At 65.8% G+C, this 14,301-nt stretch carries 13 protein-coding genes; 7 read left to right on the top strand and 6 right to left on the bottom strand.

Going from position 1 to position 14,301, the window contains the following annotated elements:
- Positions 1-70: 70 nt before the first annotated feature.
- The 4 genes from ctrA to EZM81_RS18665 all read left to right on the top strand — a co-directional run bounded on the left by ctrA (position 71) and on the right by EZM81_RS18665 (position 5,334).
- Positions 71-781, top strand: coding sequence for a response regulator transcription factor CtrA (gene ctrA, locus EZM81_RS08530; protein WP_136645423.1), 711 nt, complete (start codon positions 71-73; stop codon positions 779-781).
- 72 nt (positions 782-853) lie between these two features.
- Positions 854-2,968, top strand: a complete 2,115-nt coding sequence (ligA, locus tag EZM81_RS08525) for an NAD-dependent DNA ligase LigA (RefSeq protein WP_136645538.1) — start codon at positions 854-856, stop codon at positions 2,966-2,968.
- A complete protein-coding gene (recG, locus tag EZM81_RS08520) occupies positions 2,965-5,049 on the top strand; it encodes an ATP-dependent DNA helicase RecG (protein ID WP_136645422.1) in 2,085 nt (694 codons plus the stop codon). Before ligA ends, recG begins: the two co-directional genes overlap by 4 nt.
- A 162-nt stretch (positions 5,050-5,211) precedes the next feature.
- Positions 5,212-5,334, top strand: coding sequence for a hypothetical protein (locus EZM81_RS18665; RefSeq protein WP_256371613.1), 123 nt, complete (start codon positions 5,212-5,214; stop codon positions 5,332-5,334).
- Positions 5,335-5,464: 130 nt separating this feature from the next.
- Here EZM81_RS18665 and EZM81_RS08515 read toward each other — a convergent pair whose 3' ends face one another.
- On the bottom strand, positions 5,465-5,908 hold the full coding sequence (locus EZM81_RS08515) for an iron-sulfur cluster assembly scaffold protein (protein WP_135448614.1): 444 nt from the start codon (positions 5,906-5,908) through the stop codon (positions 5,465-5,467).
- Between the two features lie 61 nt (positions 5,909-5,969).
- On the opposite strand from EZM81_RS08515, the gene hisI reads away from it, so the two are divergent.
- The gene (gene hisI, locus EZM81_RS08510; RefSeq protein WP_136645421.1) at positions 5,970-6,329 is read left to right on the top strand and encodes a phosphoribosyl-AMP cyclohydrolase; all 360 of its coding nucleotides are present in this window, start codon (positions 5,970-5,972) and stop codon (positions 6,327-6,329) included.
- 45 nt (positions 6,330-6,374) lie between these two features.
- Here the strand turns inward: hisI and gluQRS are convergent, their stop codons facing one another.
- The 4 genes from gluQRS to gyrA form a co-directional block, all read right to left on the bottom strand.
- A complete protein-coding gene (gluQRS, locus tag EZM81_RS08505; RefSeq protein WP_136645420.1) occupies positions 6,375-7,214 on the bottom strand; it encodes a tRNA glutamyl-Q(34) synthetase GluQRS in 840 nt (279 codons plus the stop codon).
- Positions 7,202-8,530 carry a methylenetetrahydrofolate--tRNA-(uracil(54)-C(5))-methyltransferase (FADH(2)-oxidizing) TrmFO gene (trmFO, locus tag EZM81_RS08500; protein WP_135448608.1) on the bottom strand — a complete coding sequence of 443 codons (1,329 nt, stop codon included), beginning with the start codon at positions 8,528-8,530 and terminating at the stop codon, positions 7,202-7,204. The genes gluQRS and trmFO overlap by 13 nt, the downstream gene beginning before the upstream one ends.
- A 72-nt stretch (positions 8,531-8,602) precedes the next feature.
- Positions 8,603-8,914: a hypothetical protein gene (locus EZM81_RS08495; RefSeq protein WP_211195399.1), complete on the bottom strand. Its 312-nt coding sequence runs from the start codon at positions 8,912-8,914 to the stop codon at positions 8,603-8,605.
- Positions 8,904-11,612, bottom strand: coding sequence for a DNA gyrase subunit A (gene gyrA / locus EZM81_RS08490; protein WP_136645419.1), 2,709 nt, complete (start codon positions 11,610-11,612; stop codon positions 8,904-8,906). Before gyrA ends, EZM81_RS08495 begins: the two co-directional genes overlap by 11 nt.
- 189 nt (positions 11,613-11,801) lie before the next feature.
- On the opposite strand from gyrA, the gene EZM81_RS08485 reads away from it, so the two are divergent.
- Positions 11,802-12,071: an usg protein gene (locus EZM81_RS08485; protein WP_135448604.1), complete on the top strand. Its 270-nt coding sequence runs from the start codon at positions 11,802-11,804 to the stop codon at positions 12,069-12,071.
- A 65-nt stretch (positions 12,072-12,136) separates the two neighbouring features.
- Positions 12,137-13,171 (top strand): lysine-2,3-aminomutase-like protein, encoded by a 1,035-nt coding sequence (locus EZM81_RS08480; RefSeq protein ID WP_136645418.1) that lies wholly within the window; start codon positions 12,137-12,139, stop codon positions 13,169-13,171.
- 81 nt (positions 13,172-13,252) lie between these two features.
- Here EZM81_RS08480 and rocF read toward each other — a convergent pair whose 3' ends face one another.
- Complete coding sequence (rocF, locus tag EZM81_RS08475; RefSeq protein ID WP_135448599.1) at positions 13,253-14,176, bottom strand: arginase; 924 nt, start codon at positions 14,174-14,176, stop codon at positions 13,253-13,255.
- Positions 14,177-14,301: the final 125 nt, after the last annotated feature.

The following is a 14,301-nucleotide window of genomic DNA, read 5'->3' as shown; positions in this document are numbered from 1 at the left end:
GTAACCGTCGATTAACCAATGCCGCCCACAGTCGTTAACGATGACGGCACTGGAGCGGAGATTCCGATAAATGCGCATCCTGCTTGTGGAAGACGACCCGACGACTTCGAAAAGCATCGAGCTTATGCTGACACATGCCAACCTGAACGTCTATTGCACCGACATGGGCGAGGACGGGATCGATCTGGCAAAGCTTTACGATTACGATCTGATTCTTCTGGACCTGAACCTGCCGGACATGAGCGGGCATGAGGTGCTGCGTCAGGTGCGCCAGGCCCGGGTGGAAACGCCGATCCTGATCCTGTCGGGCGCGGATGACACGGAAAGCAAGTTGAAGGGCTTCGGCTTCGGTGCCGACGACTATCTGACCAAGCCCTTCCACCGCGAGGAACTGGTCGCCCGCATCCATGCAATCATCCGCCGGTCCAAGGGGCATAGCCAGTCCGTGATCCGCACGGGCAGGGTTGCGGTCAATCTTGATGCAAAGACCGTCGAGGTGGATGGCAAGGGCGTGCATCTGACCGGCAAGGAATACCAGATGCTTGAGCTGCTATCCCTGCGCAAGGGAACGACGCTGACCAAGGAGATGTTCCTGAACCACCTTTACGGCGGGATGGACGAGCCGGAGCTGAAGATCATTGATGTCTTCATCTGCAAGCTGCGCAAGAAACTGGCCGAGGCGACGGGTGGCGACAACTACATCGAAACCGTCTGGGGCCGCGGCTATGTGCTGCGCGACCCGGCTGCCGGAACCGGTGCAAGGCTTGCCGCCAGCGCCTGATCTTTACCTTGACCGCCCCCGGGCCTAACCTTCCGGCCGCATGGCATGGCGGGTGCGGATCGGGGGGCGGCAATGAAGGAAAAGCCGGTCGAGGCGCTGACGGAACGTGAAGCAGCTGAAGAGCTTGCGCGTCTTGCCGCTGCGATTGCGGCGGCGAACCGGGCCTATCATACGCTTGATGCCCCCGAGATTTCGGATGCCGAGTATGACGCGCTGAAACGCCGCAATGCCGCCATTGAAGCGCGCTTTCCGGCGCTGAAGCGGGCGGATTCCCCCAGCGACCAGGTGGGCGCCGCCTTGGCCGAAGGCTTCGGTAAGGTCGTGCATCGGGTACGGATGCTGTCGCTGGAAAACGCCTTTTCTGCGGAAGAGGTGACCGAGTTCGACGAACGCGTGCGCAAGTTCCTGAACCATTCCGGAGCTTTGGCCTACACGGCCGAGCCGAAGATCGATGGCCTTTCGCTCAGCCTGCGTTACGAGGAGGGAGAGCTGGTCGTGGCTGCGACGCGCGGCGATGGCGAGGTGGGTGAGAATGTCACCGAAAACGCCCTCACGATTGCCGACATTCCCCGGCGCCTGACCGGCGCGCCCCGGGTGCTGGAGGTGCGGGGCGAGGTCTACATGTCGCATGCGGATTTCGCCGCCCTGAACGACAGGCAGGCTGCCGCGGGAGAAAAGACCTTTGCCAACCCGCGCAACGCCGCCGCCGGCAGTTTGCGCCAGCTTGACGCCCGGATCACCGCCAGCCGGCCGCTTAAGTTCTTCGCCTATTCCTGGGGCGAACTTTCGGAACCGCTTGCCAAGACGCAATTTACGGCAATTGCGCGGCTCAAGTCATTGGGATTTCCGACGAATCCCCTGACAGTCCTGTGTGATGGGCCAGAGGCGATGCTGGCCCACTACCGGCTGGTCGAGGCGCAGCGCGCGACTCTGGGCTATGACATCGACGGCGTCGTGTACAAGGTGGACGATCTCGCGCTTCAGGCGCGCTTGGGGTTCCGCTCTTCCACGCCGCGCTGGGCCCTGGCGCACAAGTTCCCGGCGGAACTGGCCTGGACCGAGCTTCTGGGCATCGACATTCAGGTTGGCCGTACCGGGGCCCTGTCGCCTGTGGCGCGGTTGCGGCCGGTGACGGTAGGTGGCGTGGTGGTGTCAAACGCCACGCTGCACAACGAGGATTACATCGCCGGTCGCGACAGCAAGGGTCAGCCGATCCGCGGCGGCAAGGATATCCGCGTGGGTGACTGGGTGCAGGTCTACCGCGCGGGCGACGTCATTCCGAAGGTCGCGGACGTGGATCTTTCGCGTAGAAAGAGCGACTCAAAACCTTTTGTTTTTCCGGATAGATGCCCGGAATGCGGCAGCCCCGCCAACCGTGAGGAGGGCGACAGTGTCCGCCGCTGCACCGGCGGGCTGATCTGCCCGGCGCAGGCTGTCGAGCGTCTCAAGCATTTCGTCAGCCGCGGCGCCTTCGATATCGAGGGGCTGGGGGCAAAGCAGGTCGAGATGTTCTTCAACGATCCGATCCTGCCCGTGAAGACCCCGGCAGACATCTTCACCCTTGCAGCAAGAGATGCCGCCAACCCATTGCAGAAACTGAAGAACCGCGAAGGCTTCGGAGAGGTTTCCGTCGCCAAGCTGTTTGCCGCCATCGAGGCGCGGCGGACGATCCCGCTTGATCGGCTGATCTTCGCCCTCGGCATCCGGCATGTGGGCGAGGTGGCGGCCGGCCTTCTGGCGCGCCACTATGGCACCTGGGAAGCGTTCGAGACCGCCGTCACTCGTGCCGCGCCGGGCAACCCGGAGTGGCAGGAACTGACCTCGATCAACGGTATCGGTGCGGTGATGGCCCAAAGCCTGGCAGATGCCTTTCAGAACCCTGCCGAACGCGCGGCCATTGATGCGCTGGTCGCGCAACTGAGTGTACAGCCGGTCCAGGCCAGGGTTGCGACCGACAGCCCCGTGGCCGGAAAGACGGTTGTCTTCACCGGCACGCTGGAGAAGATGACCCGCGCCGAGGCCAAGGCGCGGGCAGAGGCGCTGGGGGCCAAGGTTGCCGGCAGCGTCAGTGCCAGGACCGACCTGGTGGTGGCCGGGCCCGGCGCCGGATCAAAGGCCAAAGAGGCCGAGCGCCTGGGGGTGCCGATCATCGACGAGGACGCCTGGCTGCGGCTGATCGGCGCATGACGCGGCCCGAGGCCCTGTTCCCGCTGTTTGCGGAACTTGAGACCCTGCCCGGCGTTGGCCCCAAGGCAGCGCAGGCCTTCAGGACGCTGGGGGTAGAGCGGCCCAAGGATCTGCTTTACCTGATGCCCCATTCGGTGGTGGACCGGGCGTTGCGCGCCTCGGTTCGTGATGTGACCCCGCCAGCCACGCTGACCGTCGAGGTAGAGGTCGGCCAGCATGTGCCGCCCCGCCGGAAGGGCGGGCCTTACCGGGTGCATGTCCGCGACCGGAAGCTGGAATTCACGCTCGTCTTCTTCCACGCCCGCACCGACTATCTGCAGAAGCTCTTGCCCACCGGCCAGCGGCGGCTGGTTTCGGGCAAGGTCGAGTTGTTCGACGGCATGGCGCAGATCGTGCATCCTGATCATGTGCTGCGACCCGACGAGGCAGACGAGATCCCGGCCTATGAGCCGGTCTATCCGCTGGCCGCCGGTCTGACGCAGAAGCTGGTGCAGAAGGCCGTGGCCGGCACTTTGGCGCGGGTTCCGGACCTGGGAGAGTGGATCGATGCCGGACTCAAGTCGCGCGAAGGATGGCCGGACTGGACAAGGGCGCTGCACATGGTGCACGCGCCTGATGGCCCGGCCGGGCTGGCCCCGGATCATCCCGCGCGCCAGCGTCTGGCCTATGACGAATTGTTCGCGCATCAGCTGATGCTGTCGATCGCGCGGGCAAGGCTGCGGCGCGGCAAGGGAATCGAGACGCGCGGCGATGGGCATCTGCGGGCAAGGGTTCTGAAGAGCCTGCCCTATGCGCCCACCGGCGCGCAGGTCCGGGCCGTTGCCGAGATAGAGGCCGACATGGCCCGCCCAGTGCGCATGAACCGCCTGTTGCAGGGTGACGTGGGGGCGGGAAAGACGCTGGTTGCCTTCCAGGCGCTCTTGATCGCGGTCGAGGCTGGCGGGCAGGGCGTGATGATGGCGCCGACGGAAATTCTGGCGCGGCAACATTTCGAGGGGCTGGAGCCGCTGGCCCGCGCCGCCGGGGTGCGGCTGGAGCTGCTGACGGGCCGCGACCGGGGGGCAGAGCGGGCGGCAAAGCTGGCCGACCTGGCAGCGGGGCGGATTCCGATCCTGGTCGGCACGCATGCGGTCTTCCAGAAGGACGTGGCGTTCCATGATCTGCGGTTGGCGGTCGTGGACGAACAGCACCGCTTTGGTGTGGCGCAGCGGATGGAACTGGCCGCCAAGGGCAGGGCGGTGGATGTGCTGGTGATGACTGCTACCCCCATTCCGCGCAGCCTGGCCCTGGCCACGCATGGCGACATGGATGTGTCCGTGCTGGATGAAAAGCCTGCAGGGCGCAAGCCAATCCGCACCGCCATGGTCTCGGCCGAGCGGCTGGACGAGGTGGTGGATCATCTGCGCAAGGCCGTGGCAGAAGGACGGCAGGCCTATTGGGTTTGCCCGCTGGTCGAGGAATCCGAAGTGGTGGATTACGCCAGCGCGGAAGAGCGGTTCCGTTCGCTGCGCGCGGCCTTGGGCGACCGGGTGGGCCTGGTCCACGGCCAGATGCCTCTGGCCGAAAAGGACGCGGCCATGGCGCGCTTCGTGGCCGGTGAGACCTCGGTGCTGGTGGCGACCACGGTGATCGAGGTGGGGGTGAACGTGCCCAACGCGACGATCATGGTGATCGAACGGGCCGAGACCTTCGGCCTTGCGCAGCTGCACCAGTTGCGAGGCCGCGTCGGTCGGGGCGAGGCGCAGTCGACCTGCCTGCTGCTTTACCAGCCACCGCTGAGCGAAACCGGCCGGCGGCGGCTGAAAACGATCCGCGACACCGAGGACGGATTCCGCATCGCCGAGGAAGACCTTGCGATGCGGGGCGCCGGCGATCTGATCGGCACGGCACAATCCGGCCTGCCACGGTTCCGCGTGGCGGATCTGGAGCGCCAGGCGGGCCTGATGGGGCTTGCCCAGTCCGATGCGCGCAAGCTGTTGCACGACGACCCGGGGCTGTCCGGCCCGCGTGGCGAGGCAGCGCGGGCACTTTTGTGGCTGATGGATCAGGACCGGGCCCTGCGCCTGATCTCTGTCGGCTAGGGGGCGTTCATCCCACGCTTCCGCCTGGCCTTAGCGGGCTTAGGCCTTGGATACGCCGGACTGGAAGATCTTTTTTCCGAAATGTTCGCTAATGTTCTTAAAAAGTTCTTTACAGCCGCGATCAGGTGTGAGAACAATTCGGCAACTTTCATGGAGGACGCGATGAAAGACGCCATGAAGATGCTTATCGCCCAGCCCCCGCGCGGCGCGATGGAGGATGTGGCTGGTCTTGCCGCACTGTTCGTGCTGCTTATTGCCGTGCTGGCCTTCCCGGGCCTTGCCTGACCCTTTCTGCCCCGCGCTCTGCCCCCATGGGTGACGGCCTCGCCGCTGCCTGGCCAGCCGTCCGCCGTATCCAGACGCGCCACTAACGCCGCCATCCCCGGATGCGCGGCGTCTTTTTTTCGGGGCTGGCCTAGGCTGCGGCCTGTGCGGCCTCTGCCGCCTCGCAGATCGCCTCCAGCGCCAGCAGGATCGAGGCGTGGCGGTTCTTGTAGTCGCGTGCCGGCAGCAGCACCTCGTAGCCGTCGAACGGTGCGGGCGGCACGGGGCCGTCTTCCTTCAGCATGGCCTTCAGCGCGTCGCGGGCGGCCTGAAGTTCGGGCAGCGTGCGGCCAATGGCGACCTGTCCGAGGATCGCCGCCGAGGCCTGGCCAAGGGCACAGGCCTTCACGTCCTGGGCAAATTCGGCGACACGCCCGTCGCGTAGCACGACGTCGGCCGTGACGGTCGAGCCGCAGAGCGGCGACCGGCGCCGGGCGCTGCCCTGCGGTTTCGTCAGACGTCCGTAATGCGGGATGTCAGCCGCCAGCGCCAGGATGCGGGCAGAGTATAGCTTGATCAGATCGCTGTCGCTCATGGAAATCCCCGGGCTGACCCCGTATGTAGACCCGCAACGCGCGCCTGCCAAGGAGAAGCCCATGCCCTTCGATCCGGCCACACTGAAGTATGATGCTGCGGGGCTGGTGCCTTGCGTGGCGCAGGACGCGGTTTCGGGCGAGGTGCTGATGGTCGCCTGGATGAACGCAGCCGCCGTCGCGCGCACCCTGGAGACTGGGCGGGTGACCTATTGGTCGCGCTCGCGCGCGGCCTTCTGGGTGAAGGGAGAAACCTCGGGGCATCATCAGCGGCTGGTCGAGCTGCGGGTGGACTGCGACCGCGACTGCCTCTTGGCGCTGGTCGAGCAGGAGGGGCCGGCCTGTCATACGAACCGGCGGTCCTGTTTCTACACGGCGGTCCGGGCGGGCGAGGAGGTCATCCTGTCCGAACCCATGGCCTGACGCCCCCCACCCCCATCCCCTCCCCACGAGGGGGAGGGGAGGCGCCTAGAGCCCGACCATGCGGCGGATGTCGGCGGGGGTGGCGCCTTCGGCCCGGTATTTCAAGATCGCGCGGGCATCGTCGCGCTTGGCCAGGCGCTTGCCCTGTTCGTCGCGGATCAGGCGGTGGTGGTGGTAAATCGGTGTCGGCAGGCCGAAGAGGTGTTGCAGGATCACCTGGACGGGCGTGAAGTCGAACAGATCCTCGCCCCGGATGACATGGGTGATGCCCTGGTCGGCATCGTCGAAGGCGGAGGCGAGGAAGTAGGCGACGACGCCCTCTCCCTTCCGCGCCAGGACCACATCGCCGATCTCGGCCAGCGCGCGGCCGGGGTCGATGCGGTGCCGCCCGGCATGGGCGGGGCCGGTTTCGGTGAAGGCGAGGTCGGCGCCCGAAAGCCGGTCGAGCGCGGCGGCGAGGTTCAGCCGCAGGGCGTCGCCCGGACGGCGGTCGGACATCGGGCGGCCGCGGCAGGTGCCGGGATAGACGGCGAAGGCCACGCCTTCCTGCGGGGCTGCAAGTGCCGCCCGGATGTCGGCGCGGGTGCAGGAGCAGGGATAGAGAAGTCCTGTATCGGCAAGGGCTTCGAGGCGGATGTTGTAGTCCTCGATCCTGGTGGACTGGCGCAGGATCGGGCCGTCCCAGGAAAGGCCGAGCCAGCGCAGATCCTCCTGGATCAGGGCGTCCCATTCGGGGCGGCAGCGGTCGAGGTCGGTATCCTCCATCCGCAACAGGAACCGGCCGCATTCGGCGCGGGCCATGTCATGGGCGAGGATCGCGGAAAAGGCGTGGCCGAGATGCAGCGGGCCGGTAGGGCTGGGGGCGAAGCGGGTTACGAAAGCCATTCCGTGAAAGCCTGCTTCGCCCGGTCGGTATAGGCCTTGTAGCGGTCGTGCCGCCCCCGCCGGCCGCCGCGCGCTTCGATCGGCGGGAAGAGGCCGAAGTTGACATTCATCGGCTGGAAGGTCTTCGCCTCGGCCCCGCCGGTGATGTGGGTCACCAGCGCCCCCATCGCGGTTTCCGGCGGCGGCGGGGGAAGCGTGCGCCCGAGCAGTTCATGCGCGGCCATGCGTCCGGCCAGCAGCCCCATGGCGGCGGATTCGACATAGCCCTCGACCCCGGTGATCTGGCCGGCAAAGCGGATATGCGGCCGTGACTTCAGCCGCATCTGTGTATCCAGCAGCGTGGGCGAATTGATGAAGGTGTTTCGATGGATTCCGCCGAGGCGGGCGAAGCTGGCGTTTTCCAGTCCTGGAATCATACGAAAAACAGTAGTTTGCGCGCCATACTTCATCTTCGTCTGGAAGCCGACCATGTTGTAGAGCGTGCCGAGCCGGTTGTCGCGGCGGAGCTGGACCACGGCATAGGGCTTTTCATCCGGGCGATGCGCGTTCGTCAGGCCCACGGGTTTCATCGGACCATGACGGAGCGTGTCGCGGCCGCGTTCGGCCATGACCTCGATCGGCAGGCAGCCGTCGAAGTAGCCGGCGGTCTCGCCTTCGTGGAACTCGGTCTTTTCGGCGGCGAGGAGGGCGTCGATGAAGGCCTCGTACTGGTCGCGGTTCATCGGACAGTTGATGTAGGCGCGGCGTTCATCCTCGGTCTCGCCCTTGTCGTAGCGCGACTGCATCCAGGCCACGGACATGTCGATCGTCTCGGCATAGACGATGGGGGCGATGGCGTCGAAGAAGGCCAGAGCCTCGGCCCCGGTCGCGCTGCGGATGCTTTCGGCAAGGGCCGGGCTGGTCAGCGGGCCGGTGGCGACGATCCAGCGACCGGCTGAAGGAAGTTCGGTAACTTCCGCATGTGACGTCGAAATCAGGGGGTGAGACTTCAGCCGCTCGGTGACGGCGCGGGCGAAGGGTTCGCGGTCCACCGCCAGCGCCCCGCCAGCGGGCAGGCGGTGGCGGTCGGCCATCTCCATTACCAGACTGCCGGCCTGGCGCATTTCCCAGTGGATCAGCCCCACGGCATTGCGTTCGTGGTCGTCCGACCGGAAGGAGTTCGAGCACACCATTTCGGCGAAATCGCCGGTCCGGTGGGCGAAGGTGGCGACCTTGGGGCGCATCTCGTGGATGACGACGGGCACGCCGAGATTCGCGGCGGCCCAGGCGGCCTCGGATCCGGCCATGCCGCCGCCGATGATGTGCAGGGGTTCCATGCGGGCGGATGTAGCTGCGCGGGGCAGGCGTTGCAAGCAGGGGCGCTGCCCCTCTGGGCCCTTCGGGCCCATTCACCCCGGGATATTTGGGAACGGAAGAAGGGCATGGCGTTCGGCGCGTGTGAAGGCCAGCGGGTCCTGGGCCGGGCGTCCAAGGATGGCGGCCTTGAGAAAGAAGCCGGGCGCGGGAAGGCCCTCGGGCGAAAGGCGCTGGCGGAGGACGGCGGCGCGGAAGGGGCGGCCGGCTGCTGCGTCTTCCTCCATCAGTCTTTCTAGCGCGTTTGTCAGCTCTTCCATGCGCAGGCCGAGGTCGCGGGCAAGTTTGCCATAGGTGATGGTCTGCCCCGCGGCGGCGAGCGCCGCGAGGCGGGCCTCAAGCGTCATCACCCTGATCGGCGACGCGGGCGACAGAGACAACCTCTTCATCCGCAGCGATGGAAAAGACCTTGACCCCTCCGGCGCTGCGCGAGCGGAAGCTGATCTGGTCCACGGGCACGCGGATCGACTGGCCGGTCGAGGTGGCGAGCATGATCTGGTCGGAGAGTTCGACCGGGAAGGAGGCGACGATCCGCCCGCCGCGGGGGCCAGGGGAGATGGCCTTGACGCCCATGCCGCCACGGCCGCGCACGGGGTAGTCGTGGCTGGAGGACAGTTTCCCCGAACCGCCCTTGGTGACGGTGAGGATCAGATCCTCGGCCGCCGACATCTCGGCATAGCGTTCGGGGGAAAGCTGGCCCGCGACGACGATCTCTTCCTCGTCGTCGGCGGTATCCTCCTCGGTCACGCCGGCCATCAGGCGGCGCTGTTTCAGATAGGCGGCGCGTTCCTCGGGCGTGGCCTCGAAATGGCGGATGATCGACATGCTGACCACATGGTCGCCCTCGGCCAGGCGGATGCCGCGCACGCCGGTCGATTCGCGCGAGCGGAAGACGCGGATTTCCGTGGTCGGGAAGCGGATGGCGCGACCGCCTTCGGTGACGAGCATCACGTCATCGTTCTCGTCGGCGATGGCAGCGTTCACGAGGCTTACGCCTTCGGGCAGCTTCATCGCGATCTTGCCGTTGCGCATCACGTTGGTGAAGTCGGAGAGATCGTTCTGCCGCACGTCGCCGTCCGACGTGGCGAAGACGATCTGAAGCTTACCCCAGTCCTCTTCGGGCACGTCCACCGGCATCAGCGCTGCGATGGTGATGCCGCTCTGGATCGGCAGGATGTTGACCAGGGCCTTGCCCTTCGCGGTGCGCCCCGCAAGCGGCAGGCGCCAGCATTTCAGCTTGTAGACCATGCCGTCGGTGGTGAAGAACAGAAGCGGCGTGTGGGTGTTGGCGACGAAGAGCGTGGTGACCACGTCGTCGTCCTTGGTCTGCATGCTGGCGAGGCCCTTGCCGCCGCGGTTCTGGGCGCGGAATTCGGCCAGCGGCGTGCGCTTTATGTAGCCGCCCGAGGTGATGGTCACCACCATGTCCTCGCGCTCGATCAGATCCTCGTCCTCCATGTCGCCGGACCAGTCGGCAATCTCGGTCCTTCGGGGAACGGCGAAGAGGGCCTTCACCTCGCGCAGTTCGTCCGAGATGATGCCCATGATCCGGTCGCGCGAGGAAAGTATGTCGAGGAAGTCCTTGATTTTCGACGCCAATTCTTCAAGCTCGTCGGTGACTTCCTTCACCCCCATCGCTGTCAGCCGCTGAAGCCGCAGGTCGAGGATCGCGCGCGCCTGGGCCTCGGACAGGTTGTAGGTGCCGTCGTCGTTCACCTTGTGGCTGGGGTCGTCGATCAGGCGGATGTAGTCGGCGATGTCATGGGCGGGCCAGCGGCGGGTCATCAGCCGGTCGCGCGCCTCGGCCGGGTCGGCAGAGGCGCGGATCGTTGCCACCACCTCGTCCACGTTCGACACAGCAACCGCGAGGCCGCAAAGGATATGGCTGCGCTCGCGCGCCTTGCGGAGTTCAAAGGCGGTGCGGCGCGCAACGACTTCCTCGCGGAAAGTAATGAAATGGCTGAGGAAATCGCGAAGGGTCAGCTGTTCGGGCCGGCCGCCGTTCAGGGCCAGCATGTTGCAGCCGAAGCTGACCTGCATGGTCGAGAACCGGAAGAGCTGGTTCAGCACCACGTCGGGCGTCGCGTCGCGCTTCAGCTCGATCACGACGCGCACGCCGACACGGTCGGATTCGTCCGCAATGCCGGCGATGCCCTCGATCTTCTTCTCGCGCACGAGTTCGGCGATCTTCTCGATCATCGCGGCCTTGTTCACCTGGTAGGGGATCTCGTCCACGACAATGGCCCAGCGGTCCTTGCGGATCTCCTCGACATGGGTCCTTGCGCGGATGATGACGCTGCCGCGCCCTTCCAGATAGGCCTTGCGCGCGCCGGAGCGGCCGAGGATCACCCCGCCGGTCGGGAAATCGGGGGCGGGGATGATCTCCATCAGCTGTTCGGTAGAGATGTCGGGGTTTTCGATCAGCGCGAGCGTGCCGTCGATCACCTCGCCCAGGTTGTGCGGCGGGATGTTGGTGGCCATGCCCACCGCGATGCCGCCCGCGCCGTTGACGAGCATGTTCGGGAAACGCGCCGGAAGGACGGTGGGTTCCTTGTCCTTGCCGTCGTAATTGTCCTGGAAATCGACGGTGTCCTTGTCGATGTCGGCCAGAAGAAAGGCGGCCGGCTTGTCCATCCGCACTTCGGTGTAGCGCATGGCTGCGGCATTGTCCCCGTCCATGCTTCCGAAATTTCCTTGCCCATCAAGGAGTTTCAGCGACATGCTGAAGGGCTGCGCCATGCGTACGAGGGCATCGTAGATCGCGCTGTCGCCGTGCGGGTGATATTTCCCCATCGTGTCGCCGACAGGTCTGGCCGACTTGCGGTAGGGCTTGTCATGCGTGTTGCCGCTTTCGTGCATCGCAAACAGGATGCGCCGATGGACGGGCTTCAACCCGTCGCGCAGGTCGGGGATCGCACGGCTGACGATCACGCTCATCGCGTAATCGAGGTAGGCCGTCTTCATTTCGGCGGCGATGTCGATCTGGGGGCCGTGATGCTCCGGGCGTTCTGCTTTGTTTTCAGTGTCTTCCGGGATATCGGCCATGTGGCGCGCGCCTTCCGTGCGGTCTCAAGATCTAGCAGGCGGAACGATACACCATTCAAGCTGTGGGGTGCAATGGCGGGCTGGCCGGTGCTGGCAGCCGGAAGTGGTGAGTGACAACATATTGTTTTCATTGATTTTTGAACCAGCTTTGTCATGATTCCGTCATGTGCCACGGGAAAGGAGGCATGCATGACCGGGCGCGAGACGGAACTGATGCTGAAGGGCTATGGGCTGACAACGGCCGAACTTTTCTACCGGATGCCGGATTATCGCAGTGTTCTCAACAGCTTCATCTGGCAGGAGTATGACCTTGCGCCGGATTATCCCGCGCTCTTCAGGTTCATCGAATTCTGGCAGGAAAAGATCGAGGGGCCGCTTCATTCGGTTCGCTTCACGCACAGGAAGCTGATCGCGCCGGGCGAATGGCGCAACGTCGTGGGCGAGTTCCGGCTGCATTAGGCAGGACACGTCCTGCGCCCGGCAGGGCCTTGCAGGCGGGGCGGACCGGGGGTAGGTCGCCAGTCATGACCAAGACCGGCCCGATCCCCGCTGCCCTTGTCAGCCTTGACGCCCTGGAGCGTGCCGGGCTTGCCGACCCTGCCGACCGATCAACACTGGAGGCGGTGGCGGAAGAGTTCCGGGTACGGATCAGCCCCGCAATGGCTGCCGTGGGCAGTGCCGGGGTCAGGGCGCAATTCGTGCCCGATGTGCGCGAGTTGCGTGTTGTTCCGGAAGAGCTGGCCGACCCGATCGGCGACGGTGCGCACAGCCCTGTTGCGGGGCTGACGCATCGCTATTCCGACCGTGCGATCCTGCACGCGACGCAGACCTGCGAGGTTTACTGCCGCTTCTGCTTCCGGCGGGAAACTGTGGGCGAGACCGGACATCTGGCCGAGGCAGAGTTCGGTCGGGTGCTGGAGTATCTGCGTTCGACCCCTGCGGTGCGCGAGGTGATCTTCACCGGTGGCGATCCGCTTGTCCTGTCGGCGCGGCGGCTTGCGTCGATGCTTGACCGGCTTGAGGGCCTTGGGACACTGGAGGTGCTGCGCTTTCACACCCGTGTACCGGTCGTTGCGCCAGAGAAGGTGACCGAGGCACTTGTCGCGGTGCTGGACCGCGCGCTGCCGGTCTGGCTGGTGATCCACACCAACCATCCGGACGAGATCACGCCCGGGGCAGCGGCGGCGCTGCGGCGGCTCAGCCGCGCCGGGGTGCCCCTTCTGTCGCAGACCGTGCTCCTGAAGGGCGTGAATGCCGATGTCGACACGCTGGAGGCGCTGTTCCGGGCGCTGATTCGGAACCGCGTGAAGCCCTATTATCTGCACCATCCCGACCTTGCGAAGGGAACCGGGCATTTCCGGGTCACGCTGGAAGAGGGGCAGGCAATCGCGGCGGCCCTGCGCGGGCGGCTGACGGGGATTGCGCAGCCGGTCTATGTGCTGGACATCCCGGGCGGGCACGGCAAGGTGCCGGTCGGCCCCGGCTATCTGCGCCGCGCGCAAGAACACTGGATCGTCACCGATCCGCAAGGGTGTGATCACGTCTACCGCGACCTTTAGTGCACCCCTTATCGTTTACTTGCTGGCGCTCTTCGCTGGCGGTCGGCCTGGGGAAGACTGCCAGCACCGGCTGGATGAGCGTCACTTGGCGCGGGTCGGGCGGTCGAACACCTTCTTGCCCATCAGGCTGCCCACCAGATCCACCATCAGCCGCGCCGTCATCCCGCGGTCGTCGAGGAACGGGTTCAGTTCCACAAGGTCAAGGCTGGTCACAAGCCCGCTTTCGTGCAGAAGCTCCATCACGAGATGTGCCTCGCGGAACGTCGTGCCGCCGGGAACGGTGGTGCCGACGGCCGGGGCGATCGAGGGGTCGAGGAAGTCAACGTCGAGGCTGACGTGCAGCATGCCTGCCTCCCTGCGCACGAGGTCCAGGAATTCGCGCAGCGGGGCCACCAGGCCGCGCTCGTCGATTACCCGCATGTCGTTGACCTGGATGTCGCGTTCAAGCATCGCGGCCTTTTCGGCCGGATCGACGGACCGGATACCGAACATGCAGATGCGGTGCGCCGGGACGGGTGCGGGAAAGGGCGGAAAGGCGTCAAACCCCTCACGCCCGTTGATATAGGCCAGCGGTGTGCCGTGCAGATTGCCGCTGGTGGTGGTCAGGGGCGTATGGAAATCGGAATGCGCGTCTAGCCAGAGCAGGAACAGCGGCCTGTTCTGGCGCCGGGCAAAGGCTGCGGCGCCTGCGACCGACCCGAGCGCCAGCGAATGATCGCCGCCCATGATGATTGGGAAGCCGCCCTCGGACAGGGCGTCATCCACGCGGTCCATCAGGATTTCCGTCCAGCCAACGGTTTCAGCCAGGGAATGGACAACAGGGTTCGGGCAGGTCACCTCGGGCAACTCTGGCAGGGACAGGTCGCCCCAGTCCTCGACCCCGTGGCCCTCGGCGGCGATCTCGCGCGCAAGGCCGGCTACGCGGTAGGCTGCGGGCCCCATCAGGCAGCCGGGGCGTCGTTGCCCGGTATCGATGGGCGCACCGATCAGGATGGTTCTGGGCATGGGGGCCTCCGTCTGTTCCTTCCTCGGTGTAACGGGCCGGATCCGCCGGTGGCAACGGTCAATCCGGCGACATCGACGGGGCGTCACGGGCGAAGTGCCAGGCTGGCGCGGCGAAGGGGCGCAGG

This window comes from Tabrizicola sp. YIM 78059 (assembly GCF_004959785.1).
Classification (GTDB): Bacteria; Pseudomonadota; Alphaproteobacteria; order Rhodobacterales; family Rhodobacteraceae; genus Tabrizicola; species Tabrizicola caldifontis.
This window is presented reverse-complemented; position numbering and strand designations above follow the sequence as displayed.